The sequence below is a fragment of the Paracoccus tibetensis genome (assembly GCF_900102505.1).
GTDB lineage: Bacteria > Pseudomonadota > Alphaproteobacteria > Rhodobacterales > Rhodobacteraceae > Paracoccus > Paracoccus tibetensis.
Window position 1 is genome coordinate 296,050 of record NZ_FMVT01000004.1, and the last position, 22,642, is coordinate 318,691.

Consider the following 22,642-nt stretch of genomic DNA (forward strand, 5'->3'; position numbering starts at 1 on the left):
GTCCTCACCGCAGCTTGGGGTTCAGCGCGTCACGCAGCCAGTCGCCCAGCAGGTTCACCGACAGGGCCAGCAGGATCAGCGTCAGCGCCGGGAAGAGCAGGATCCACCACTCGCCCGAGAAGAGGAACTGCTGCCCGATGCGGATCAGCGTGCCGAGCGAGGGCTGCGTCGGCGGGACGCCTACGCCGAGGAAGGACAGCGTCGCCTCCTCGATGATCGCGAGCGCGAGGCCGATGGTGCCGATGACCAGCACCGGCCCGAGGACGTTCGGCAGGACGTGGCGCAGTAGGATCAGGAAGGGATGCACCCCCATGATCCGGGCGGCCGAGACGTAGTCCTTCTGCCGCTCGACCATCGTCGCGCCGCGCACGGTCCGGGCAAATTGCGCCCAGTTCGACAGGCCGATGGCGATGATCAGGACCCAGATCGCCATGCTCTCCTGCTGGTTCGGCGGGATCAGGCCGCGGGCGATCCCGAAGATCAGCAGCGCGATCAGGATGCCGGGGAAGGACAGCTGGATGTCGGCGATGCGCATGATGATCCCGTCGATCATCCCGCCATTGTAGCCCGCCACCAGCCCAAGCGAGACGCCGAGCGTGATCGCGAAGGCCGTCGCCATCGCGCCCACGAACAGGCTGATGCGGCTGCCATACATGATCGAGGACAGCACGTCCCTGCCCTGGTTGTCTGTCCCGAGAAGGTAGGTGTTCCCTGTGAACTGGTTCTCGGTCATCGGCGGGGTGAAGCCGTCCATCAGGTTGAGGCTGGCAGGGTTGAACGGGTTGTAGGGCGCGATCCACGGGGCGAGGATCGCCATCAGGATCAGCGACAGCGCGACGACTGTCGCGACGATGGTGACGGGCGAGCGGCGCCAAGAGTAGAAAATGTCGCTGTCGAGCGCCGCCTTGATCCTGCCTTGCGGCTTCGGCGGCACGATGGGCGCGGGGGCCGGTGCGGCTTGGCCTTCGGTTGGGTGTGTCATGGGTTACTTCCCGCTTCCGGCATCGACGCGCAGGCGCGGGTCGACGACGTAGTAAAGAATATCGACGATCAGGTTGATCAGCACGAAGACCAGCGCGATGAACATCAGGTACGCGGCCATCACGGGCACATCGACCACCTGGACCGAGACGATGAACAGCGAGCCGACGCCCGGCCACTGGAAGACGGTCTCCGTCACGATGGCGAAGGCGATGACCGAGCCGAGCTGCAGGCCGGTGATGGTGATGACCGGGACCAGCGTGTTCTTCAGCGCGTGGCCGAAATGGATCGCCCGCTGCGACAACCCGCGGGCGCGGGCGAAGCGGATGTATTCGGTGCGCAGCACCTCCAGCATCTCGGCGCGCACGAGGCGCATGATCAGCGTCAGCTGGAACAGCGACAGCGTGATCGCGGGCAGGACCAGCGAGCGCAGGCCGCTTTCCGTCAGAAGCCCGGTGCGCCAGGCGCCGATCTGCACCGTCTCGCCGCGCCCGAAGGAGGGGAACCAGCCCAGCTCGACCGCGAAGATGTAGATGAGGCCGATCCCGATCAGGAAGGTCGGCAGCGACACCCCGATCAGCGAGACGGCCATCACGAAGCCGGTCAGGAAGCTCTTGGGCTTCAACGCGGTGAAGACGCCGAGCGTCAGCCCGAAAACCATCGCGATGGTGGCCGAGGCGAAGGCCAGCTCAAGCGTCGCGGGCAGGCGCGACAGGATCAGCTCGGTCACCGGCTGCTGGAGGCGGTAGGAGATGCCGAACTCGCCCTGCATCGCGTTGCCGATGAAGCGCAGGAATTGCCAGATGACCGGGTCGTTGAGGCCCAGCCTGTCGCGCATGATCGCCTGATCCTCCAGCCGCGTCTCGACGCCGACCATGCTGGCGATGGGATCGCCGACATAGCGGAAGACGACGAAGGCGATCAGCGCCACGAACAGCATGACCAGCACCGATTGCGCCAGCCTGCGGATGATGAAGGCCAGCATGGGCCATATCCTCTCGAAATAGGGAAACGCCGCGCTTGGGAAGCACCCAAGCGCGGCGGTCCGTCAGGTCGCGCGATCAGTCGGCGAAGGTCAGCGAGGTCAGCAGCGGCTGGTTCTCGGGGTGGACCGGCAGCGTGATGTCGTCGCGCATCGCATAGGCCAGCACCTGGTTGTGGATCGGCAGCAGCACGCGCTCTTCCTTCACGGTCTGCCAGATCTCGGCCACGGTGGCGTCGCGGACTTCCATGTCGGTCTCGGTGCCGAGCGACTGGATCTTCGCGTCCAGCTCGGGGTTCGAGTAGAGCCCGCCGTTATAGGCGCCGTAGCTGCCTTCCTTCGTGTGCACGAGGTCGTTGAAGACATAGGCCGAGTCGAAGGTCGGAACGCCCCAGCCCAGCAGGTAGAAGTCGGTCTGATTGTTGGTGACCAGCGGCGAGTGCTGCGCGACCGGGCGCGAGGCCAGCGTCACGTTAATCCCGATCCGGCCCAGCATGCCGACGACCGCCTGGCTGATCGCCTCGTCGTTGACGTAGCGGTTGTTCGGCGTGTCCAGCGTGACGGTGAAGCCGTTCTCGTAGCCGGCCTCGTTCATCAGCTCCTGCGCGCGCTCCAGATCCACGGCGGGATAGGCGTTCAGCTCCTCGGTCCAGCCGGCGACGAAGGGCGGGTTGGCGACGCCCGTCGGCAGCGCCTGACCGCGCATCACGACCTGCGCGATGGCGTCGCGGTCCACGGCCAGCTCCATCGCCTCGCGCACGCGCGGGTCGTTGAAAGGGTTCGCGTCGGTGACGTTGGACGAGGCCAGCGGCTCTTCCCCGAAGCGGTAGCCGAAATAGATCACGCGGTTCTCGGGGCCGGTCTCGATCTTGACACCCTGCGTCGCCTGCAGCCGCTCGATGTCCTGGACGGGCACGTCCTGCACCAGGTCCACCTCGCCCGACAAGAGCGCCGCGATGCGGGTCGCGTTGTCGGCGATGGGCAGGTAGATGATCTCGGTCACCGCCGGGGTATCCTCGGCCCAGTGGTTCTCGTTCAGCGTCAGGACCGAGCGGACGTCGACCTCGCGCGATTGCAGGATGTAGGGGCCGGTGCCGTTGGTGTTGCGGACGGCGTAGTTGTCCTCGCCCGCGGCATAGTCCTGCACCTCGACCACGTCATTGGCCTCGGACCAGTCCTTGTCCATGATGAAGGTGTTGGTCAGGTTGTTGGGATAGAGCGGCGACGGGCCGGTCATCTGCACCTCGACCGTGTAGTCGTCCACCGCGCGCACCTCGGCCACCTCGACATGCAGCTGGCGCATGTTAGAGGCTTCGGAGCGGGCGCGGTCCAGCGAGAAGACAACGTCCTCGGCCGTGAACTCGGCGCCGTCGTGGAAGGTCACGCCCTCGCGCAGGCGGAACACCCAGACCGTCGGATCGTCCTCCTTCAGCTCCCACTCGGTCGCGAGGCGCGGCTGCAGCGTGCCCTCCTCGTCGCGGTCCACCAGCGTCTCGTAGATATGGTGCGCGAAGTTGTGCGTCACGCCCTGGTTCTGGGAATGGGGGTCAAGCGTCAGCGCGTCCGAGGCGCGGGCCCATCGGATCGTCTCGGCCGAGGCGGTGCCGGCGATCATCGTCGTGGACAGCAGCGCAAGGCCGAGGCGCGTCATCACCTTCTTCATCTCTCTCTCCCTGATCATTGAAGCAGGCCGCCTCGAGGGCAGCCACTTCCACCAGAAGACCCGCTGATGCCCGCCGTTGCAAGTGGCGCGCAGCGGTTCGAGACGTGGCGTCACAACGCCGCCCCCGCCGCGCGCCATCGGGCGCGGATCAGGGCAGCGTTGGCGGCGCTACTCCTGCGGGTGTTGCCCGCCGTCGATGCTGTAGTGGATGGGCTTGAAGCTGCCGCCGTTCGAGGCATAGGCCGAGCAGGCCGTCAGGCCGATGATCAGGTCCATCTCGGCCCGCAGCCGCAGGTGATCGCCCGGCTTGCTGACCGGCGGATCGACCCGCAGCTTGCCGTCCGCCGCGACGGGGACGTTCATGAAGACGTTGAACGCGCAGGGTATCATGTCGGGCTCGACACCGAAGGGCGCCAGCGCCTCGGCGAGATTGCCGAAGCAGCCGCGATGGACCGGCTGGTCGGGGTAGAAGTGGCGGAAGGTCGCCTCGCTGCAGGGCGTCAGCAGGAAGTCGTGCCGCCCTACGCTGTCCTCGACGATCGTCAGCATCACCCGCGAGCGGTTGGACCAGAGCCGCGCGCCCGTCGTCAGGGCGATCGTCTCCTCGTAATCAAAGGTCCGCCCGTTCGAGATCACCTCGCGCACGTCCTCGGCGCTGTAGGCCAGAAGGTCCGAGACCTGCATCCCCTCGGGGTCGATGACCGTCAGCACCTGCCCCCGCGCCAGGCGGAAGGCCGCGCCGCTGCGGGGCGGGATTTCAGTGACGGGCATCGTCGGCCCTCGGGTCGTGGAAGGGGCAGCGCCAGCTGTCGTCGACCAGGCGGCCGCTGTACTGGCGCGCCTCGCTGGTCTCGCCGTGGCGCGCGAGCATCGGGTTGATGCTGCCCGCCAGCGCCTCGTCGCGGCTGAGGATCTTCTCGCGCATCCGCTCGTAGACCCCCTCCTCGCGCAGACGCTCGAACTGGTCGTGCAGGTTGAAGACGAGGGTCGGCCGCGGCATCCGCCGTGCCGGGCGCGAGGCCGCCGGGTGAAGGCCCACGACGAAGAACGCCGCCCCGCCGAAACTCAGCGAGAAGTGCGGGTCCTCGGGATCAAGGCTGACGCTGCTGTCATAGGGCTGCCGCCGGCGGTCGTCGATCTCGGCCAGGGATTGCAGGCGCCCCCACATGGCGGTCTCGAACTGCTCCTCGTCCAGGTCGTCCGGCCCGGCGAAGACAACGGCCAGGCTGCGCAGGCCGGACGGATCTTGCTGATAGTCGCGAACCCAGGCGATCAGCTCGGTATGGATGTGCACGTCGTCCACCGCCATCCGAAGCGAGCGGCAGACCACCGTCTTCAGCGTCCCCCGCGCCATCGCGGACTTCGCCCCGAGGCAGGGAAAGTCCTTGTCCGCAATCGCCGCCATCAGCTCGTCGCTGGCCTGCTGCGCCGTGTCGTCGTCGATCTGCATTGTCTTGACCCACTGCCATCTTGCTCCGCACAACCGCTCGCCGGATGCTGCAGTTCCTTAAATGTTCGTCAGCTGCGCGCACCGGCCGCAGGCCGGAAGGTGCCGTGGCGAAACTTCTCCCTCTTTTCAGATTGCTGATATAACAGGCGCAAGAGTGTCCACCGCAGGAGCGCGAATGCACGGTCACCACAACGAGGCCCTGGTCTTTCTCGCGCTTCTGATCGCCACGGCGACCTCGTACACGGCGCTGGATCTGGCCGGGCGCTTCGGCGCCGCCACGACGCGCCGGGCCCGCGGGGCTTGGCTGGGCGGCGCGGCCTTCTCGCTTGGCGGCGGGATCTGGTCGATGCATTTCGTGGCGATGCTGGCGCACTCGCTGCCGGGCGCGCACGCCTCCTATGGGCTGGGGCTCACGGCGCTGTCCTTCCTGCTGGCCGTCTGCGCGACGGGCGCGGGCTTTGCCATCGTCGTGCACCTGCGCCGGCGCGTGGCGGCGCTGCTGCTCAGCGGGCCGCTGATGGGCTTCGGCATCGCTGCGATGCACTATACCGGCATGGCCGCGCTGCGGGTGCCCATGACCGTCAGCTACGACCCGGCCTGGATCGCGATATCGCTGGTGATCGCCATTGGCGCCGCGACGGCCGCGCTGTGGCTGGCCTTCATGAACACGGGCCTTGTCGAGAAGTTCATCGCCGCGGTGGTCATGGGGGCCGCGATCTCGGGGATGCATTTCTCGGGGATGCGGGCCGCGACGTTCGTGCCGATCCCGGGCGGCGCGCCGCTACAAAGCCGCAGCGTCGATCTGGAGGTGCTGGGCACCGTCATCTCGGTCGTGACCTTCGCGATCCTCTCGCTCGGCCTGCTCGCCGCCGCCACCGACCGCCGCCGCGCGCAGCAGAGCCAGCGCGAGGCCGAGCTGCTGCGCGAGAGCGAAGAGCGCTTCCGCCTGCTCTACCGCCGCACGCCCCTGCCCCTCCACGCGGTCGATCCGAACGACGACATCCTCGATGTCAGCGACGCCTGGCTCGCCCTTCTGGGCTACGGTCGCGACGAGGTGATCGGGCGACCCCTGCGAAGCTTCATGACCCCCGCCTCGGCGCAGGAGCGGGCGGGCTCGACCTGGCCCGCCGTTGCCGAGACGGACGCGCTGCGCGAGGTCCAGGCCGGGCTGGTGACGAAATCAGGCAGGCTGGTCGAGGTCGAGATGACCGGCCGCAGGGAACTGGATGCCGAGGGGCGCTTCGCCTCCTGCATCGAGGGACTTGTCGACGTCACCGCCCGCAAGGAGGCCGAGAACGCGCTGCGGCAGGCGCAGAAGATGGAGGTCCTCGGCCATCTGACCGGCGGCGTGGCGCATGACTTCAACAACCTGCTGGCGATCATCCTCGGCAACCTCGAGCTTCTGCGCAAGCGCGCCGGCGGCGACGAGCGGAGCCGGGAGCTGATCGACCTGGCGATCCAGGGGGTCGAGCGCGGCTCGACGCTGACGCAGCGGATGCTGGCCTTCGCGCGGCGCCAGAGCCTCGATCCGAAGAACATCGACGTGGGCGGGCTGATCCGCGGCATGGCCGGCCTGCTGCAGCGCTCGCTCGGCCCGCATTACGAGCTGCACCTGCCCGAGGCCGAGCAGGTGGCCGTCGCCAACGTGGACGAGAACCAGCTGGAGATGGCGCTGCTGAACCTGATCGTCAACGCGCGCGACGCGATGCCGGCCGGCGGGTCGATCCGCGTCTCGGTCGAGGCCGTGCAGACCCATGGCGCCCCGCAGCAGATCGCGATCCGCGTGCTGGACCACGGCAGCGGCATGGACCCCGAGACCCTGGCCCGCGCGACCGAGCCCTTTTTCACCACCAAGGGCCCGACGAAGGGCACGGGCCTGGGCCTGTCGATGGTGCACGGCTTCGCCGCGCAGTCCGGCGGCAAGCTCTATCTCTCCAGCACGCCCGGCGAAGGAACGCAGGCGACGATGATGCTGCCCGCCGCCCTTGCCCCCGCCCCGGCCGAACCGCGCCAGTCCCTGCCCGAACCCGCGCCGGCCCCCCGCGTCGCGGCGACCGTCCTGGCCGTGGACGACGACATCCTGGTCCTGATGAACACACAGGCGATGCTCGAGGACATGGGCCACCGCGTCCTTGCCGCTCACAGCGGCGACGAGGCGCTGCGCATCCTCGAGCAGGCGCGCGATGTCGATCTGGTCATTACCGACCAGGCCATGCCCCGGATGACCGGGCTGCAGCTGGCCGAGGCGCTGAGGCTTCACCGCCCGGACCTGCCGGTGATCCTGGCCACGGGCTATGCCGAGCTGCCCCCCAACCACGCGAACATCGCCTACCGGCTCGACAAACCCTTCTTCCAGGTGCAGCTGGAACGCGCCGTGGCCGAGGCGCTGCGCGCGGCGCCCGACCCCAACGTCATCCCCTTCCGCCTTCCCGCAGGCTAGGGACAGGACGCATCTCACAGCGGGATGCCGTCGCCTTTGCTTGGTTGATGGCCCTGCTGCACGAGCTATCCGCGCCATGAAGCGCCGCCGCGGGAATCCCAGCGAGTTTATCTTCGGCTCGACGCGGCCCCTGCCACGATACCCGCGCTCAGTTCCACCAGCGTTCTCGTCCCCGAGCGCATCTCGTGCAGCGCCGACTTGGCTGCTGGTTGTTCACGCCAGCATGGCTTGGCGGAGGACGACACCGCGTCGCGCCGGGTCAAGAGCAACGTCGGCCATGCGAAGCACCTCACCCGCAGAGATATTGCGCAAGAGCGCGACGTCATGTGCCAGACCGATGGGCAGCAGCGCCTCTGCTCGGCTGCGCGCGGCGGGCACGGCTCGTCCGTGAACTGTCCAGCCTCCTTCACCATCGAGCCTCTCACCCTTGCGCAGCGGGCGTTTGGCCACCGCGACCGCGTCGCCGCGCCACTCCCGGCTCTGCCCGGTAGCTTCGCCCCGCAAGGCGACCGAGAGAACCGAGATCGACAATTCCAGCCCTATCAGGTGGAAGGGCTTGTACATTGCGGCATAGCGCCCGCTGCTATCGGTGGGCAGGCCATACTGGCGGAAGCACTGGGCCGCATAATCGTTGGGTGCGCGCAGCACCACATACACACCCCACCGCAAATCGCGAAAGACCGGACGCCCGTCCCGTTCGAGCGACGAGACAACCTCCACCATCCCGTCGCGGTCGAGAAGCCCACCCAGCTCGCGCGGGCGCAGCACATGTGCCAGATCGTCCACGCCGCAGGGTGGGAATGCCAGTCCGTCTTCAGGCAGATCAAGGCCGCACGCGTTGGAGATGGCCGCAGCTTCGATCGCGGACTTGGTGCCATCCAGAAACGAGTTGAACATTTGCGGGTTCATCCCCGCCGCACGCGCATCTTCGGACGTAAGACCATAATGCGTCCAGACATCGTCAGGCGTGACTTGATGGTAGCTGGGCAGATACTTGGTGCCCTTGCCGGCAGCGGCGACTTCGAAGCCCGCGGCGCGCGCCCAGTCCACCATCTCGCTCACCAGTGCCGGCTGATCGCCATACGCCATCGAACAGACCACGCCTGCCGCACGCGCCTGCGCCGCAAGTTGCGGCCCGGCGAGCACATCGGCCTCGACATTGACGAGCACCACGTTGCGGCCGGCCGCGATGGCGGCTTCCGCGTGCCGAATGCCCGCTTCCGGGTTGCCCGTCGCCTCGATCACGACATCGACCTCGGCGCGCGCGGCGGCGTTGCCGTCATCGGTGAAGCGCGTGGCTGCAATCAGATCGTCGCTCCAGCCGACGGTGCGACAGGCGGCGCGCGCATTGTCGGGGTTCAGGTCGGCGATGATCGCGACCTCGAGCCCGGAGATCGTCGGAACCTGCGCCAGAAACATCGAGCCGAACTTGCCCGCCCCGATCAGCGCCGCACGAACGGGCCGTCCTGCGGCCGCGCGTTCGGCGGCCAATCGCGAGAGGTTCATGCTCGTTCCCTCCGTTCCTGCAGGACTCTTCCGTCCCTTGATCCAATGTGCCAAGGATAACCGCAATGGCGCAATGCCATTCGCCTCAAGCCCGAGCGACGCCGGTGTCCCGCGGCATCGACGCCTCTGCCCAGGGAGGTGGCTGCCCTTTCGCGTCCGCCCCGAAGGAGACACCCGTGAGCGATCCAAGGTCCATCATCATCACCGGCGCAGGCAGCGGCATCGGTCGCGCCACCGCCCGGCGGTTCCTCGAGGCAGGCTGGCGCGTGGGGCTTCTTGGCCGGCGCGAGGACAAGCTGGTCGAGACCGCAGAGGCCGCGGAGGCGGCGCTGATCCTGCCCTGCGACGTCACCGATGCCGCAGCGGTCGATGCAAGCTTCGACCGCGCGGTTACGGCCTGGGGACGGATCGACACGCTTTTCAACAATGCCGGCGGCGGCCTGACCTCATCGACCCCGGACGAGATCGACCCGGACGATTTCCGCGCGGTCATCGACGTCAACGTCATCGGCGTCTTCAACTGCGCCCGCGCCGCCTTTGCAAGGATGAGGGCGCAGACCCCGCCTGGCGGACGGATCATCAACAACGGCTCTATCTCGGCGCACGCCCCGCGTCCCGGATCCATCGCCTATACGGCCTCCAAGCACGCGGTCACGGGGATCACCCGGACGATCTCGCTGGACGGGCGGCCGTTCAACATCGCCTGCGGGCAGATCGACATCGGCAATGCCATCACCGAAATGACGGCGAGCATGCAGCAGGGTGTCCTGCAGGCAGACGGGTCGATCAAGCCAGAGCCGGTCATGGATGTCGCCATCGTGGCCGATGCGGTGCTGCGGATGGCCAGCCTTCCCGAGGGCGCGAACATGCAGTTCGTGACCGTGATGGCGACCAACATGCCCTTCATCGGGCGCGGGTGAAGATGCTGGGTGATACAAGGCCTCTACGCCGTGATCACCCCACGATTCCTCACAAGTCGGGTCGGAAAGTGACATCATCGACAACACCATTGGTGTTTGCCTTGGAAGACGCCGTGTCGACGGTCAGGAAACGCACGTGATCAACCTGAAGTCACAGCGACTCGATCATACGCAACCTGTGCGAAAAGTCAGGTTTCCAATCGCACAGACCTCAGCTTAGTAAAGCGTGTACATTTTTCGAGAGTTGGATCTTTTCCATGTGCCACAAGCAGCAGCAAGCCGACCTTCGCCCAAGCGTCTCGGCAAAGGACCTGATGATGATCTTGTCCGCCATCGGCGCGTACGCGCACAACACGGAATACCGCGATCTGCGTGATCGGCTGCAGCATCAGGCGGTCACTTGGGGTGTCGTCAGGGCCTCCTGAACCTGGTCCGGACGCAACTCCGAGGATCATCAGACGGCCGGACAGCAACAAGATGATCGGCTTGCGCAAGCGCGGATGGTGAACGACGCACCATACCGGGCCGGCTTAGCATCCCTGATGTTACGGGGTTGAGCTTCCGACAAAAGAATATCGCGATTGGGCTAACCGTCGTCCTGCGCCGGTCAGAAGAAGCCATTCTACGTGGTGTAAGAGGTGTGACTTGTATCTGAAAAAGGCCAATGGTCCCCGCTCCGTGACCCTTGATAACGGACGCATCCTGAGCGTCTCGGATCTTCCGAATGCGGACACCCGATGGGTGGCCAGCCGGAAGGAAACGGTCGTCTTGGCCGTGACGCACGGGCTGATCAGCCGGGACGAGGCGCTCAAGCGCTACCAACTCTCCGTTGAGGAATACGATGGATGGTGCCGCGCGAGAACCGCTAGCGGAAGAGCCGCATTGAAGGTCACCACGTTGCAGCGGTACAGGGAGCCGCGTGTCGACTTGGTCCCAAGAGATAGCGCTCGATAGCCCGCCGATCCGGGAAAGCGCCTCGCCTTCTCTCTTCTCGCGCTTCCAGATCAGCCCTTGCCGAAGCGCGATTACATGATCTGCACTCGCTTGATCACATGTTCCGCGCAACTGGAACCTGTCGCCAGCTTCGTGGATTTCTCCAAGCTGACGTTCGGTGTCAGGCTTCCCATGTGCAACGCCGTAGCAGGAGGACATGATGGCTCAGCGCATTTCCGTTCTCGCGATCGTCGCGAGCCTGATCTCGATCACCGGCCAGCCAAGCCAGGCCGAGCCAGACCTGGGCGAGGTTGTCGGCACCATTGCAAGAACCATTCTGGAGCAACAGCAGGGCGCACACGAGCGGGCACTGTGGGATGGAGTGGTCGCCAATGGGTCTGCGGCGGCCTATCGGCAGTATCTGGACACCTATCCGGAAGGTCCGAATGCTCAGGCTGCACGGGATCAACTGGCAAGGCTGGAGGCCGCGACTGCGGCAGAGACCCGCGCAGCGCAATCAGAGTTGCGGCTAGGCTTGGCGCGGGAGGACCGTGTCGCCGTCCAGCGAAGGCTCGCAGCAGGCGGCTATTACACGGCCGGCATCGACGGTGCCTTCGGGGCCGGGACGCGGCGCGCGATAACGGCATGGCAGAGGGCAAACGGGTTTGGCCCGACCGGCTATCTGGACCAGAGGCAGCTGCCTCTGCTTCTCGACCGGGCGGATGCACGGCCTGCTGCTCCAGCGCCTGCGGCTGATGTTGCTGCCACGTCGGCTGCACAGGCAGAGCTCAACCTCGGACTGACGCGCGCGCAACGTGTGCAGATACAGCACGATCTCATCGACCTTGGCTATGACCCCAAGGGAGCGGACGGTCTATTTGGCACCGGAACACGTGAGGCCATCAGGGCCTGGCAGCGCAATACGGGTCAGGGCGCAACCGGCTACATGACTGCAGCGATGATCAGCGCGCTTCGGGCGGATGCCGAAGCTCGCGGGTCAGAGGCATCAGTCGACCGAGCCGCGGCCGTTGACGAAGACCTGCTCGGCCTGACGCGTGCCGAGCGCACGAGGGTCCAGCAGCGGCTCATCAGCCTCGGTTACCTGAGGGGCCAGGCTGACGGTGTGTTCGGCTCGACAACGCGAAGCGCCATTGGTCGATGGCAAGGGGACAACGGACTGGCCGAGACGGGCTATCTGACTGCAGAACAGGTGAGAACCCTGCAAGAGCAAGCACGCATCTGACGTAACCTAGACATTTTGGATCTACGGGTCGCGGAGTGTCGTCGATGAGTCATGACTGCCACTCTTGTGTGAGCCAAGACAGACAGCCAAGCGCCGTCTCAAAAAGGCGCGTTCGATCGACTTTAGCTAACGCAACCATATAAGTCGAATGCGTGGAAAGACTTGCTCCAGCATCAGGTGAAGCGTGGTGACCAGGTGCCACATGCGCCAGAACCGAGATGAGCTGATTAGACCATAGTAATGACGTTGCAGATCGTGGATCTTGATGACCACGCCGATGTCGCGTGCAGCTATTCAGATTGGCCCGAGGGCGACACCGTTAGGGTCGTGGATGAATCGACGCCGGCCCGCTCCGCGCAGGCAAAGACGCTGGCGCCTTCCAACATCATTTGCGTGATGCGCGAGCGGACGCCGCTGGACGCTCCGCTGATCGAGGCGCTGACGCGGCTCAAGCTAATCGTCACGACAGGCGCCCGGAACCTGTCCATCGGCATCTAAGCTGCTGCTGCACAGGTGTCCTCATCTGCGGCACGGCCCGAGCGGCGCCACGCTGAGGGCTGCGCTGCCCGTTTGCGGCGCGGTTCATTCGTCCTCCAGCGGGATCTCGCGGCCGCGCATTCCCCGGACGCGGGCGTTCAGCGCCGCCTCGACATGGGCGCGCATGGCGGCCTCGGCCCGGTCGCCGTCATGGGCGGCGATGGCGTCGATGACGGCGCGATGCTCGATGGAGGCGGATTCGTGGCGCTCGCTCTCCGATAGCGTCGTGGGACCGAGGATCAGCAGCGTCTTTTGCAGCGCGATCATGGTCTTGACGAGGAAGCGGTTGCGGGCGGCGTCCAAAAGCGTGCGGTGGAACTGGCGGTTCAGCTCTTGCGCCGCAGTGCCGGGCTCGGCGTAGGCCAGCGCCTCGTTGATCTCGGTCAGCTCGCGCAACTCGACTTGGCTCGCCATGCGCGCCGCCAGCCGCGCGGCCGTGCCTTCCAGCACCGAGCGCATCTCGTAAAGCTCGATCACCTCAACATAGTCGAGGTTGCGGATCGTCGCCCCCTGCCGCGCCTGATGGGACACCAGCCCGTCCGCCTCCAGCTGCCGGATCGCCTCGCGCACTGGGGTGCGCGAGATGCCGAGCCGCTCGGCCAGTTCCGTTTCCCGCAGCCGGGCGCCGGGCAGAAGCTGGCCGGCGCGGATTTCGGCCAGAAGCCGGCGATAGGCCGACTGGCCCTGCGGTCCCTCCGTTTCGTCGCCCATGCCGCCTCCAGATCCCTCTTGCATCCGGCTGCATACAGTCGGATACAAAGACCGTCAAGCACGGAGAGACCCATGACCCGATCCGCCCCCAACAGGATCGACCCACTGCCGCGGCTCGGGACGCTGGCCTTGGCGCTGGCGGGAGCGTCGGTGTTTCGCGCGCTTGGCCTGCCGCTGCCGTTCCTGTTCGGGCCGATGGCATTCTGCTTGGCCGCGGCGCTTCTGGGGGCGCGGCTGAAGGGGCTGGGGCAGATCTCCGTCGCGGCGCGCACGATCCTAGGCGTCGCCGTCGGCGCGTCGATCACGCCCGAGGTGGTGAGCCAGATCCCCCAGATGGCGATGAGCGTCGCGCTTGTGCCGCTTTACGTCGGCATCATCGGGCTGATCGGGGTGCCGTTCTTCCGCCGGCTCGGCTTCGATCCGGCGACCTCGTATTACGCGGCCATGCCCGGCGGGCTGCAGGACATGGTGATCTTCGGGCAGGAGGCGGGGGCCGATGTGCGTGCCCTGTCGCTGATCCATGCGACGCGGGTTGCGGTGTTGGTGACGCTGGCGCCGGTGATCCTCGTCTGGCTTTATGATGCGCCGCTGTCGGGCGCGATGGGCGCGCCGCTGCGGGGGTTCGCACTGGACCAGCTCGCGTGGATGGTTCTGGCCGCGCTGGTCGGCTGGAAGGGGGGCGAGCGCATCGGCCTCTTCGGCGCCTCGATCCTGGGGCCGATGATCACCACCGCGGCCCTGTCGATGGCCGGGATCATCACGCAGCGTCCCCCGGCCGAGGCGATCATGCTGGCGCAGCTGTTCATCGGGATCGGGATCGGCGTGCAATATGTCGGCGTCACCCTGCGAGAGCTGCGCGTCTTTGTCCTGTCGGGTCTCGCCTTCGTGCTGATCCTGGCCGTGCTCGCCGCCGCCTTCACCGAATTCGTGGTCCTGACCGGCCTCGCGCGCCCGCTGGAGGGCTTCCTGGCCTTCGCACCGGGCGGACAGGCCGAGCTGACCGTCATGGCCATCGTCGTCGGCGCCGATCTGGGCTTCGTCGTGCTACACCACCTGACACGGATCGTCGTCGTCATCACCGGCGCGCCCGTCATCGCAAGGCTGGTCGGCGTGAAGCCCGCTCCGCGTCCCGCCAAGTCACATCGATGATGGGCAAGGCACGACCCAGTTCAGCCTCCTGATCCTCGACGGCAACGGCATCAGCCCCGGGATCACCGATTCAATGGCGGTCGTGCTGGAGGCCGTGCAAGGCCGTCTTGGCCTGCAGCTGCGGCTGGAGCCTACCACGGTCGGGTTGCGCACGCTGGCGGCGCAGGAGCGCGGACGATGCAGTCCTGTGGCGGGGGAGCAATAGCAGCGACACGTCCCGTAGGATTGACTGATCTAAGAAAGCTGCAGTGCAGCGAGTGCCGGAGGTCGACCGACCGTTGCGAGTTGCGGGTTCGTGCTGCGCCTGCGTCCGCTGCCGATCACGGCTTCGCCAGCATCCTCCGGAAGAACGCCGCAGAAAGTGCAAAATCGGTCGCCGCGCGATCACTTGTCTCGCCGACGCCATGCCCGCCGGTGTCGCTGGTGCGGAGCATCACGTCCTGCCCCGCCTCCTTCAGCCTCTGGGCGAAGCGGCGGGCGTGGGCGGGGTCTACACGATCGTCATGGGCAGGCGCGTTGATCAGGATCGGCGGATAGATGATCTCCGCGCGCGGCCGGACCTGGTGAAGGGGCGAGTAGCCGCTCAGGTAGGCGGCGTCTTCCTCGGTGTCCGGATCTCCGTATTCCTCGATCCAGGCCGCCCCCGCCTCGTAGAGGTGAAAACGCAGCATGTCCGTGACCGGAACGTCCGCCTTGATGGCGCCCCAGTCTCGGGGGTAGCGCGTGGCCATGACGGCGGCCAGCAACCCGCCATTGGACCCGCCGACGAAGCCGACCCCACCCGGAGGCGCGATCCCGCGAGCCACCAGATCCCGCGCCACGGCCACGCAATCCTCGAAGGACTTCGGGCGGTTCTCCCTCATGGCCTGCTGGTGCCACGAGGGGCCGAACTCGCCCCCTCCGCGGATATGGGCGACCGCCACGCCGATCCCCTTCTCGAGGAGCGCGGGGCCGTCGAACTTCTGGTAATGTGCCGAGATGGCGATCCCGTACCCGCCATAGGCCTGCACCACGACCGGGACAGGGACCCGCGCCGCCTCGCGCGGCAGGACGAGGTGGTAGGGCACCTGCGTGCCATCCGCCGAGGTGGCCTCGACCAGTCGCGCCTCCATGCCGGAGGCGTCGAAGGACGGCTTCGAGCGGGCAACCAGCTCAGGCTGCGGCGCATCATCAAGCGCGTCCAGATCGATCCGGTAGAGGCTGGGCGGCAGAAGCGGACCGTCGGCCCAGATGTTGAGGCGCATGTCGCGGTCATCGTCGGCATCGGGGTCGACGGCGTGCCAAAGGATTGCGATATTCGAGGCTTCCTCGGGCAGCGGCAACTCGCGGATATCCCCCTCGGGCTCGCGCAGGTCGAGGACTCGCAGCCAAGGCCGCAGGTCATCATGGCCAGTCAGCACGAGCCAGTCGCGAGACAGCAGAAGCTCATCGGTGCTGCTGCGCGGGCGCGGTGCGAAGATGACCCGCTCCAGGGGTGGACCGTCGAAGCGCCGCAGGATGACGCTGCCGGCCGGATGATCGCCGTCTTCCAGCGGCTCCCACACGACGAAGCGATCATTCGCGATCTTCGGCGACAGCCGCGGCAGATCGAGGGTGACGCGCTGCCCGTGCATCTCGACGGCGAGGGTGCTCGACCGGATCGTGTGCGAGATTCGCAGCAGGAGCGGGCCGCCCTTCTTGCCGAGCGCGCGTCCGGCACCGGCGTCCACGTCATCCTGGGCGGCCTCGTGGATCACCGGCGCGTCCTCCAGCGCGGTGCCACGCCTCCAGGACCTGACCGTCCGCGGCCAGCCAGAGCGCGTCGCATGTTCGGGACTCGTTGCCGCGAACACCAGCAAGGTCTCCGGACCGTCCCAAGCGAGCCACTGCCGGGCGGGCGGCGTCTCGAAGCCGCCGGCGACGAAATCCTTTGCGTGCAGATCGAACTCGCGCCCCACAAGCACGTCCGAGCCATCGACCGACAGCATCATCATGGCGCCGCCCCCGCCCGACCGTCCGATCGGGCCGCGCCAGGCCCATTCCTTGCCGGTGTCGCGGCAATAGGCGTCGAGATCGAAGACCGGCTCCCACGGCGCGTCGGGCGCGGGCGTCAGATGCTCGGGTATCCTCCGCCAGAGGCCGCGCGGATGATCCGCGTTCTGGTGGAAGTCATAGAGGTAGCCGCCCCTTTTCCCGCAGACGAAGAGCTTGTCGTCATCCTCGAGGATCGCCCTGAGGCGCTGCTGGTCAGCCTCGAACAGATCGTCATGCAGGCGCCGGGCCACCTCGGCGTTGCCCTCGGCGACAAGCGCCTTCGACCGCGGAGCTTCGGGATCTTCCAGGTCCAGATCGTCGGGCATCGCAACCATCCTTGGCAGTTACTCGCGGTGAGAATGGCTGGCGAAGGAGGAACTTCATAGCTGAAACTGGCGCGGCACTGAAGCGCATTGGTCCGGATCGCTGCGCGTCGCGGTCGTCCGGCAGATCATTCAAAGTGGGATAAGCTCGATCCCGACCCATACGGGTCGCCGTGCCGGGCTCCATTGACCCTCGCGCCATTTGCAAGCATGACGGTCCGCGATGGTTCCCGGACCGGCCACGCCGGATCGGGTGAAAAGGGAACGTGGTGCGGTGTAGCCATCAGGCGCCAAGTCCACGACTGCCCCCGCAACTGTAAGCGGTGAGCCGATCCCATGATGCCACTGGCGCGCCGGCGCCGGGAAGGCGGGGGAGGCGACGATCCGCAAGTCAGGAGACCTGCCATCATGACCGAAACCGACCCGGGCGGGGTGCCCCGGAGAATGACCGCATGTGCCGCGATCCGGCAGTGATCTAGCCCGACCGCGAGACGCGTCAGAGCCGGGAACGCGCCCTGCTCGTGCCGATGCGCCTTCTTCTGCCCCGTTCTTCGCATGATGAAGGACGACCATGAACCATCTGACCTTGACCGCGCTTCTGGCGATGACGGCGACCGCCGCCTCGGCCGCGCCGACCGCCTATCCGCTGACCGTCGACAATTGCGGACACGCGCTTAGCTTCCCGCAGCGCCCCGACAACGTGGTCTCGATCGGCCAGGCCGCGACCGAAATCCTCTACGCCCTGGGCCAGGCTGACCGCATGGCGGGGACGTCCCTGTGGTTCAACGCCGTGCTGCCTCGGTTCGAGGAGCAGAATGCCCGTGTCGCACGCATCAGCGACAACGCGCCCAGCTTCGAGGCGGTGCTCGCCAGGCGTCCCGGCTTCGTGCCGACCATGTTCGAATGGATGATCGGCGCAGAAGGCGCCGTCGGCACGCGCGCGCACTTCGCAGAATTCGGCGTTCCGGCCTATGTCATGCCCACCGACTGCGAAGGCAAGGACAACCTCGTCGGCGCGGATGGCACGCGCCTCGCGCCCTTCGACATCCAGACCTTGTGGGACAGCATCGACCAGATGGCCCTGATCATGGACGCGCAGGAGGCGGGGGACGCTCTGGTCGCTGACCTCAAGGCCCGAGAGGCGGCCGTTGCCGGTCGCGCTGCCGCGATGAAGCTCGAGGACGCCTCGGCCGCGGTGTGGTTCTCGTCCGCCGATCTGCAGCTTGATCCCTTCATGGCCGGTGGGATGGGCGTTCCCGCCTGGATGCTGGAACGGCTCGGCCTTCGCAATGTCGTCACCACGGACGAGGAATGGCCCTCCGTCGGATGGGAGACGATTGCGCGCGCCGATCCTTCGGTCCTCGTGATCGCGCGCATGGACCGCCGCCGTTTCCCGGCGGACGATCACGAAGAGAAGCTGCGCTTCCTGAGGTCCGATCCGGTGACCAGCCGGATGACCGCCGTCCGGGAGGGCCGGATCGTGATCCTCGATGCCGAGGCGATGCATGCCGGCATTCGCCTGATCGACGGCCTCGAGGCGCTGGCGGAAGCCATGGAAGGGCTGTCCAGATGAGCGCGCAGGTGGATGTCGCGGCCGCCCGGCCGCCGCGGCTGCCGGGCTGGCTGTGGGCGGCGGCCTTGGTCGTGGCGGCGCCGCTCATCGGGGCGGCCCTGGGCGAGACGCCGATCCCGCTCGACACGGTGTGGCGGTCGCTGGCCAACCAGATCTGGGGCGCCGGCTATCCGGTGGACCCGATCGACCAGGGGATCGTCTGGTCCTACCGGCTGCCGCGTGCCTTGGTCGCGGGGGCCTGCGGCGCGGGGCTGGCGATCGCCGGCCTCGTCCTGCAGACGCTGCTGCGCAACGCCTTGGCAGACCCCTACCTGCTGGGCATCTCGGCCGGAGCCTCGACCGGCGCGGTGCTGGTCGCCGTGGCAGGGCTGGGCGCGGCCGTCCTGCCGATGTCGGCGGGGGCGCTTCTGGGCGCGCTGGCCGCCTTTGCGCTGGTCGCTGGCCTTTCGCGGCTGGCAGGTGGCGGGCCGACGGCGCGGGGCGCGGCGCAGATCGTGCTGGCCGGCATCGCCGGCTCTCAGCTCTTCAACGCGCTGACCAGCTTCATCATCGCGCGCTCCGCCAGTGCCGAGCAGGCGCGGGGCATCATGTTCTGGCTGCTGGGCAACCTGTCCGGCGTCCGGTGGGACGACGTGGGCCTGGCGGTCGCCGCTGCCGCGACGGCCCTCGGCGCGGCGATGTGGCATGTCCGCTCGCTCGACGCCTTCACCTTCGGCACCGAGTCCGCGGCCTCGCTCGGGGTGCCGGTCCGGCGGGTGCAGGGTGTCCTGATCCTCGCGACGGCGGCGGCGACGGCTGTCCTCGTGTCGATCACCGGAGCCATTGGCTTCGTCGGGCTTGTCGTGCCTCACGCGGCGCGGCTGCTGGTCGGCAGCGGGCACGCGCGCCTGGTGCCGGCCTCGGCGCTGATCGGGATGGTCTTCCTGATCGCGGCCGACGTGATCGCGCGGATGCTGGTGCCGGGCCAGACCCTGCCGATCGGCGTGGTGACGGCACTGGTCGGGGCACCGGCCTTCGCCATCATCCTGATCCGCGCAAGGCGCATGCCGTGACGCTGGAGGCGATCGACCTCGGCTTCCGCCTGCGCGGCCGCGACCTGCTGGACGGCGTCAGCCTTGCGCTGGCGCCCGGAGAGGTGCTGGGCCTCGTCGGCCCGAACGGCTCGGGCAAGTCCACGCTCCTGCGCCTCATTGCCGGGCTGACGCGCCCCGCCCGAGGCTGCGTCCGCCTTGACGGGGCGCCAATGGCGACCATGCCGCAGCGCCAGATCGCCCGGCGGATCGCGCTGGTCGCGCAAAGCGCCGAGACATCCGACCGCATCACCGTCCGCGACGCGGTCGCCTTGGGGCGCACCCCGTGGCTGGATGCCCTGCGCCCGTGGTCGGCCGAGGACGATGCCCATGTCGCCCGCGCCCTCCGGCGAGTCGATCTGGCCCATCTCGCCCATCGCGACTGGTCGACCCTGTCGGGCGGCGAGCGTCAGCGCGCCCACATCGCCCGCGCCCTGGCGCAGGACCCGCAGATCCTGCTGCTGGACGAGCCGACCAACCATCTCGACATCCGCCACCAGTTGTCGATCCTGAGCCTTGTGGGCGATCTAGGCCTCTCGGTCGTGGTCGCGCTGCACGACCTGAACCAGGCGATGCGCTGCGACAGGCTTGCCGTCCTGCAGGGCGGGCGGCTGCAGGCGCTCGGGCCACCGGACGAGATCCTGGATGCGGCGCTGCTGGCGCGAGTCTTCGGCGTGCGCGCAACCACCCTGATCGACCCGGAGGACGGCAGCCGCGTCATGCGCTTCCTGCCCTTCTGATCATGCGGCGCCACATCGCCGCGAATGCCGTCTTGCCCGCGTCCGTGGCCGCTGCCTTCTGACGCGAAGGCAGACGAGGTGCAGACAACAGGATTGAAGCCGCGCGATCTGACGTGTATCCGCGCCTCATCCTAACCGAAGCAAGCTGACGGACTGTCTCCGCGCTAGCCAAGTCACATCTTGAGCTGGAGCCTGTTGATGTCTTCCTCTTATCCGTCCTTGTGTTCCCTGCCCTTGTGCGCCTCGCTTGCCGCGCTCGGCCCGGCCGTCCTGTCCGCGCAGGAACTTCCGGTTCTTCTTGATGAGATCACGCTGGAGGCCGTGGCCCAGACCGGGACCATCGCCGCGCCGGCGCAGCCATATCCCGGCGGGCAGGTCTCGACCCGCGCCCGGATCGGCGCGCTCGGCGATCTGGACGTGCAGACGGCGCCCTTCCGCGCCACCGCCGTCACGGAAGAGCTGATCCGCAACCAGCAGGCCCGGACCCTGGCGGACGTGACGCGCAACGAGCCCTCGATCCGGCAGGACGCGCCCAGCTTCAGCGAGCGCGACTCGTTCTTCATCCGCGGCTTCTCGGTGCCGAACCTCGACACGCTTTACGACGGTCTGCCCTACATCGCGAACCCGCGGCGCAGCGCGCTGGAGGGGATCGAGCGCGTCGATCTGCTGATGGGGCCGACCGCGCTGGTCAATGGCGGCGTCGGCCGGGTCGGCGGGACGATCAACATGATCCCCAAGCGCGCCGAAGACGCAGATCTGACGCGCCTGACCACCGGCGTCGCCTCGGACAGCCAGGTCTGGTCGCACCTGGACATGGGCCGCCGCTTCGGCCCGCTGAAGGAGTGGGGTGTGCGGGGCAACCTGTCCTGGCGCGGCGGAGACACCGCGCTGGACGGCAACAGCACCGAGGTGGGTGTCGGCACGCTCGGCCTCGACTACCGCGGCGAGCGGCTTCGGGCGACGCTGGATCTCAATGCCGGCAAGCAGAACCTCGACGCGCCGACCTCGCTCTTCAACGCGGTGGCGCCGGGCGTGCCGGTGCCCGAGGCTCCGGACGGGCGCGTCAATACCGCGAACCCCTTCGAGTTCCACGACAGCGAGCACCGCATGGCGGCGGGCCGCGTCGAATACGACATCGCCCCCTCGACCACGATCTACGGCGCCTTCGGAGCCAGCCGCTATCGCGAGGACTTCCTCAGCTCGAACTACACGATCACCGCGCCGAATGGCGACGCGATCAACGAGCTGGGCTTCAACCCGCAGGAGATCGAGGGCCGCGCGGCCGAAATCGGCCTTCGGACCGAGGTGATGACCGGCGGGCTCAGCCACCGCATCAGCCTGTCCGCCGCCTATGCGCTGAACCGCAACAACCGGGGCGAGTTCAACCCGCGGCTGCTGGGCTTTCCGACCCTGCCGACCAACATCTACGACCCGGTCTATCTGCCCGGCGCGCCGGACCTGTCGGGCCTGCCGACCTCGGACGGGCTGATCCCCTTTGCCGACCTGCGCAGCCGCTCGGTCGCGCTGTCGGACACGGTCTCACTGCCCGGCAACCGGGTGCAGGTCACCTTCGGCGGCCGCTGGCAGGAGATCCGCATACAGGGCTTCAACACCCGGCCCGGCAACCCGGACGCCCCGGTGGGCGCGCGGAACTATCTCTACGAGGACAGCGCCTTTACGCCGGCGCTTGCGGCTTCATGGCAGGTGCGCGACGGGCTGAACCTTTACGCGAACTATGTCGAGGCGCTGACCGAGGGGCCGACCGCGCCGCTGGTCGCAGAGAACGCGGGCGAGCTGTTCCCCGCGGTGGTCAACCGCCAGCGCGAGATCGGGATGAAGTATGACCTCGGCACCGTGACGCTTGGCGCGAGCCTCTTCGAGATCCGTCAGCCGAACGGCATCACCGACCCGGCCACGAACGTCTTCTCGCTCTCCGGCCAGCAGCGCAATCGCGGGCTGGAATTGTCGGCGGCGGGCGCGCCGATCGACGGGCTGCGGCTGCTGGGCGGCATCACCCTGTTGGACGCCGAGCTGCGCCGCACCCAAGGGGGCGCCTTCGACGGCAACGACGTGCCGGGCGTGCCGCGCACGGCCGCGAGCCTTTACGCCGAATATGACCTGCCGCAGGTCAAGGGCCTGACGCTGAACGGGCGGGTGCTGCATGGCGGATCGACCTGGTATGACCAGGCGAACACGCAAAAGGTCGCAGGCTGGACGCGGCTCGATCTCGGGGCGCGCTACGCCTTCGCCGCGCAGGGTCGCGAGATCGAGCTGCGCGCGAATGTCGAGAACGTGCTGGACGAGGCCTACTGGTCAAGCTCGGCCCGCGGCTTCCTCGCAGCCGGCGCGCCGCGGACATACGCGATTTCCGCGTCGATGCGCTTCTGAGCCGCGGCAGGCCGCCCGGT

At 67.6% G+C, this 22,642-nt stretch carries 19 protein-coding genes and 1 riboswitch; of the genes, 10 read left to right on the forward strand and 9 right to left on the reverse strand.

Features of this window, described 5'->3' with window-relative positions; translation table 11 throughout:
• Positions 1–4 precede the first annotated feature (4 nt).
• The 5 genes from BLP73_RS07625 to gntA all read right to left on the reverse strand — a co-directional run bounded on the left by BLP73_RS07625 (position 5) and on the right by gntA (position 5,076).
• A complete protein-coding gene (locus BLP73_RS07625; RefSeq protein ID WP_090741965.1) occupies positions 5–982 on the reverse strand; it encodes an ABC transporter permease in 978 nt (325 codons plus the stop codon).
• A gap of 3 nt (positions 983–985) precedes the next feature.
• A complete protein-coding gene (locus BLP73_RS07630; RefSeq protein ID WP_090741968.1) occupies positions 986–1,966 on the reverse strand; it encodes an ABC transporter permease in 981 nt (326 codons plus the stop codon).
• Positions 1,967–2,042: 76 nt separating this feature from the next.
• Complete coding sequence (locus BLP73_RS07635; protein ID WP_090741970.1) at positions 2,043–3,626, reverse strand: ABC transporter substrate-binding protein; 1,584 nt, start codon at positions 3,624–3,626, stop codon at positions 2,043–2,045.
• 168 nt (positions 3,627–3,794) lie between these two features.
• Positions 3,795–4,397: a DUF1989 domain-containing protein gene (locus tag BLP73_RS07640; protein WP_090741973.1), complete on the reverse strand. Its 603-nt coding sequence runs from the start codon at positions 4,395–4,397 to the stop codon at positions 3,795–3,797.
• Positions 4,384–5,076 (reverse strand): guanitoxin biosynthesis heme-dependent pre-guanitoxin N-hydroxylase GntA, encoded by a 693-nt coding sequence (gene gntA / locus BLP73_RS07645; protein WP_090741976.1) that lies wholly within the window; start codon positions 5,074–5,076, stop codon positions 4,384–4,386. Before gntA ends, BLP73_RS07640 begins: the two co-directional genes overlap by 14 nt.
• A 175-nt stretch (positions 5,077–5,251) precedes the next feature.
• Between gntA and BLP73_RS07650 the strand changes: the two genes are divergently transcribed.
• The gene (locus BLP73_RS07650; RefSeq protein WP_090741977.1) at positions 5,252–7,516 is read left to right on the forward strand and encodes an MHYT domain-containing protein; all 2,265 of its coding nucleotides are present in this window, start codon (positions 5,252–5,254) and stop codon (positions 7,514–7,516) included.
• Between the two features lie 213 nt (positions 7,517–7,729).
• On the opposite strand, the gene BLP73_RS07655 is transcribed toward BLP73_RS07650, so the two are convergent.
• On the reverse strand, positions 7,730–9,022 hold the full coding sequence (locus BLP73_RS07655) for an NAD(P)H-dependent oxidoreductase (protein WP_090741980.1): 1,293 nt from the start codon (positions 9,020–9,022) through the stop codon (positions 7,730–7,732).
• A gap of 176 nt (positions 9,023–9,198) precedes the next feature.
• On the opposite strand from BLP73_RS07655, the gene BLP73_RS07660 reads away from it, so the two are divergent.
• A complete protein-coding gene (locus tag BLP73_RS07660; RefSeq protein WP_245686590.1) occupies positions 9,199–9,942 on the forward strand; it encodes an SDR family oxidoreductase in 744 nt (247 codons plus the stop codon).
• A 188-nt stretch (positions 9,943–10,130) separates the two neighbouring features.
• Here BLP73_RS07660 and BLP73_RS19585 read toward each other — a convergent pair whose 3' ends face one another.
• A complete protein-coding gene (locus tag BLP73_RS19585; RefSeq protein WP_217630653.1) occupies positions 10,131–10,436 on the reverse strand; it encodes a hypothetical protein in 306 nt (101 codons plus the stop codon).
• A gap of 151 nt (positions 10,437–10,587) precedes the next feature.
• Here BLP73_RS19585 and sciP point away from each other — a divergent pair, with 151 nt between their 5' ends.
• The 3 genes from sciP to BLP73_RS07675 all read left to right on the forward strand — a co-directional run bounded on the left by sciP (position 10,588) and on the right by BLP73_RS07675 (position 12,616).
• Positions 10,588–10,896 carry a CtrA inhibitor SciP gene (gene sciP / locus BLP73_RS07665; RefSeq protein ID WP_090741987.1) on the forward strand — a complete coding sequence of 103 codons (309 nt, stop codon included), beginning with the start codon at positions 10,588–10,590 and terminating at the stop codon, positions 10,894–10,896.
• Between the two features lie 199 nt (positions 10,897–11,095).
• Positions 11,096–12,118, forward strand: a complete 1,023-nt coding sequence (locus BLP73_RS07670; RefSeq protein ID WP_175453276.1) for a peptidoglycan-binding domain-containing protein — start codon at positions 11,096–11,098, stop codon at positions 12,116–12,118.
• A gap of 240 nt (positions 12,119–12,358) precedes the next feature.
• Positions 12,359–12,616 carry a Rossmann-fold NAD(P)-binding domain-containing protein gene (locus BLP73_RS07675; RefSeq protein WP_090741993.1) on the forward strand — a complete coding sequence of 86 codons (258 nt, stop codon included), beginning with the start codon at positions 12,359–12,361 and terminating at the stop codon, positions 12,614–12,616.
• Positions 12,617–12,700: 84 nt separating this feature from the next.
• Here BLP73_RS07675 and BLP73_RS07680 read toward each other — a convergent pair whose 3' ends face one another.
• Entirely contained in the window at positions 12,701–13,366 is a 666-nt protein-coding gene (locus tag BLP73_RS07680; RefSeq protein ID WP_090741997.1) for a GntR family transcriptional regulator, read from the reverse strand.
• Between the two features lie 72 nt (positions 13,367–13,438).
• Here BLP73_RS07680 and BLP73_RS07685 point away from each other — a divergent pair, with 72 nt between their 5' ends.
• Complete coding sequence (locus tag BLP73_RS07685; RefSeq protein WP_090742000.1) at positions 13,439–14,515, forward strand: AbrB family transcriptional regulator; 1,077 nt, start codon at positions 13,439–13,441, stop codon at positions 14,513–14,515.
• 320 nt (positions 14,516–14,835) lie between these two features.
• Here the strand turns inward: BLP73_RS07685 and BLP73_RS07690 are convergent, their stop codons facing one another.
• Complete coding sequence (locus tag BLP73_RS07690) at positions 14,836–16,854, reverse strand: prolyl oligopeptidase family serine peptidase (RefSeq protein ID WP_175453277.1); 2,019 nt, start codon at positions 16,852–16,854, stop codon at positions 14,836–14,838.
• Positions 16,855–17,058: 204 nt separating this feature from the next.
• A riboswitch (cobalamin riboswitch) is annotated at positions 17,059–17,273 on the forward strand.
• Between the two features lie 149 nt (positions 17,274–17,422).
• Here BLP73_RS07690 and BLP73_RS19590 point away from each other — a divergent pair.
• The 4 genes from BLP73_RS19590 (at position 17,423) to BLP73_RS07705 (ending at position 22,622) form a co-directional block, all read left to right on the forward strand.
• On the forward strand, positions 17,423–18,424 hold the full coding sequence (locus BLP73_RS19590; RefSeq protein WP_217630654.1) for an ABC transporter substrate-binding protein: 1,002 nt from the start codon (positions 17,423–17,425) through the stop codon (positions 18,422–18,424).
• Complete coding sequence (locus BLP73_RS07695; protein WP_217630655.1) at positions 18,421–19,476, forward strand: FecCD family ABC transporter permease; 1,056 nt, start codon at positions 18,421–18,423, stop codon at positions 19,474–19,476. Before BLP73_RS19590 ends, BLP73_RS07695 begins: the two co-directional genes overlap by 4 nt.
• Positions 19,473–20,234 (forward strand): ABC transporter ATP-binding protein, encoded by a 762-nt coding sequence (locus BLP73_RS07700; RefSeq protein ID WP_090742009.1) that lies wholly within the window; start codon positions 19,473–19,475, stop codon positions 20,232–20,234. The genes BLP73_RS07695 and BLP73_RS07700 overlap by 4 nt, the downstream gene beginning before the upstream one ends.
• A 234-nt stretch (positions 20,235–20,468) precedes the next feature.
• The gene (locus BLP73_RS07705; protein ID WP_217630656.1) at positions 20,469–22,622 is read left to right on the forward strand and encodes a TonB-dependent receptor; all 2,154 of its coding nucleotides are present in this window, start codon (positions 20,469–20,471) and stop codon (positions 22,620–22,622) included.
• Positions 22,623–22,642: the final 20 nt, after the last annotated feature.

Excerpts from the sequence above, each read along its gene's own strand:
- gntA (WP_090741976.1), bottom strand. The coding sequence starts at position 5,076 with ATGCAGATCGACGACGACACGGCGCAGCAGGCCAGCGACGAGCTGATG.
- BLP73_RS07695 (WP_217630655.1), top strand. The coding sequence starts at position 18,421 with ATGAGCGCGCAGGTGGATGTCGCGGCCGCCCGGCCGCCGCGGCTGCCG.
- BLP73_RS07640 (WP_090741973.1), bottom strand. The coding sequence starts at position 4,397 with ATGCCCGTCACTGAAATCCCGCCCCGCAGCGGCGCGGCCTTCCGCCTG.
- BLP73_RS07685 (WP_090742000.1), top strand. The coding sequence starts at position 13,439 with ATGACCCGATCCGCCCCCAACAGGATCGACCCACTGCCGCGGCTCGGG.
- BLP73_RS07625 (WP_090741965.1), bottom strand. The coding sequence starts at position 982 with ATGACACACCCAACCGAAGGCCAAGCCGCACCGGCCCCCGCGCCCATC.
- BLP73_RS07680 (WP_090741997.1), bottom strand. The coding sequence starts at position 13,366 with ATGGGCGACGAAACGGAGGGACCGCAGGGCCAGTCGGCCTATCGCCGG.
- BLP73_RS07690 (WP_175453277.1), bottom strand. The coding sequence starts at position 16,854 with ATGCCCGACGATCTGGACCTGGAAGATCCCGAAGCTCCGCGGTCGAAG.
- BLP73_RS07650 (WP_090741977.1), top strand. The coding sequence starts at position 5,252 with ATGCACGGTCACCACAACGAGGCCCTGGTCTTTCTCGCGCTTCTGATC.
- BLP73_RS07655 (WP_090741980.1), bottom strand. The coding sequence starts at position 9,022 with ATGAACCTCTCGCGATTGGCCGCCGAACGCGCGGCCGCAGGACGGCCC.
- BLP73_RS19590 (WP_217630654.1), top strand. The coding sequence starts at position 17,423 with ATGAACCATCTGACCTTGACCGCGCTTCTGGCGATGACGGCGACCGCC.
- BLP73_RS07635 (WP_090741970.1), bottom strand. The coding sequence starts at position 3,626 with ATGAAGAAGGTGATGACGCGCCTCGGCCTTGCGCTGCTGTCCACGACG.
- BLP73_RS07675 (WP_090741993.1), top strand. The coding sequence starts at position 12,359 with ATGACGTTGCAGATCGTGGATCTTGATGACCACGCCGATGTCGCGTGC.
- BLP73_RS07630 (WP_090741968.1), bottom strand. The coding sequence starts at position 1,966 with ATGCTGGCCTTCATCATCCGCAGGCTGGCGCAATCGGTGCTGGTCATG.
- BLP73_RS07670 (WP_175453276.1), top strand. The coding sequence starts at position 11,096 with ATGGCTCAGCGCATTTCCGTTCTCGCGATCGTCGCGAGCCTGATCTCG.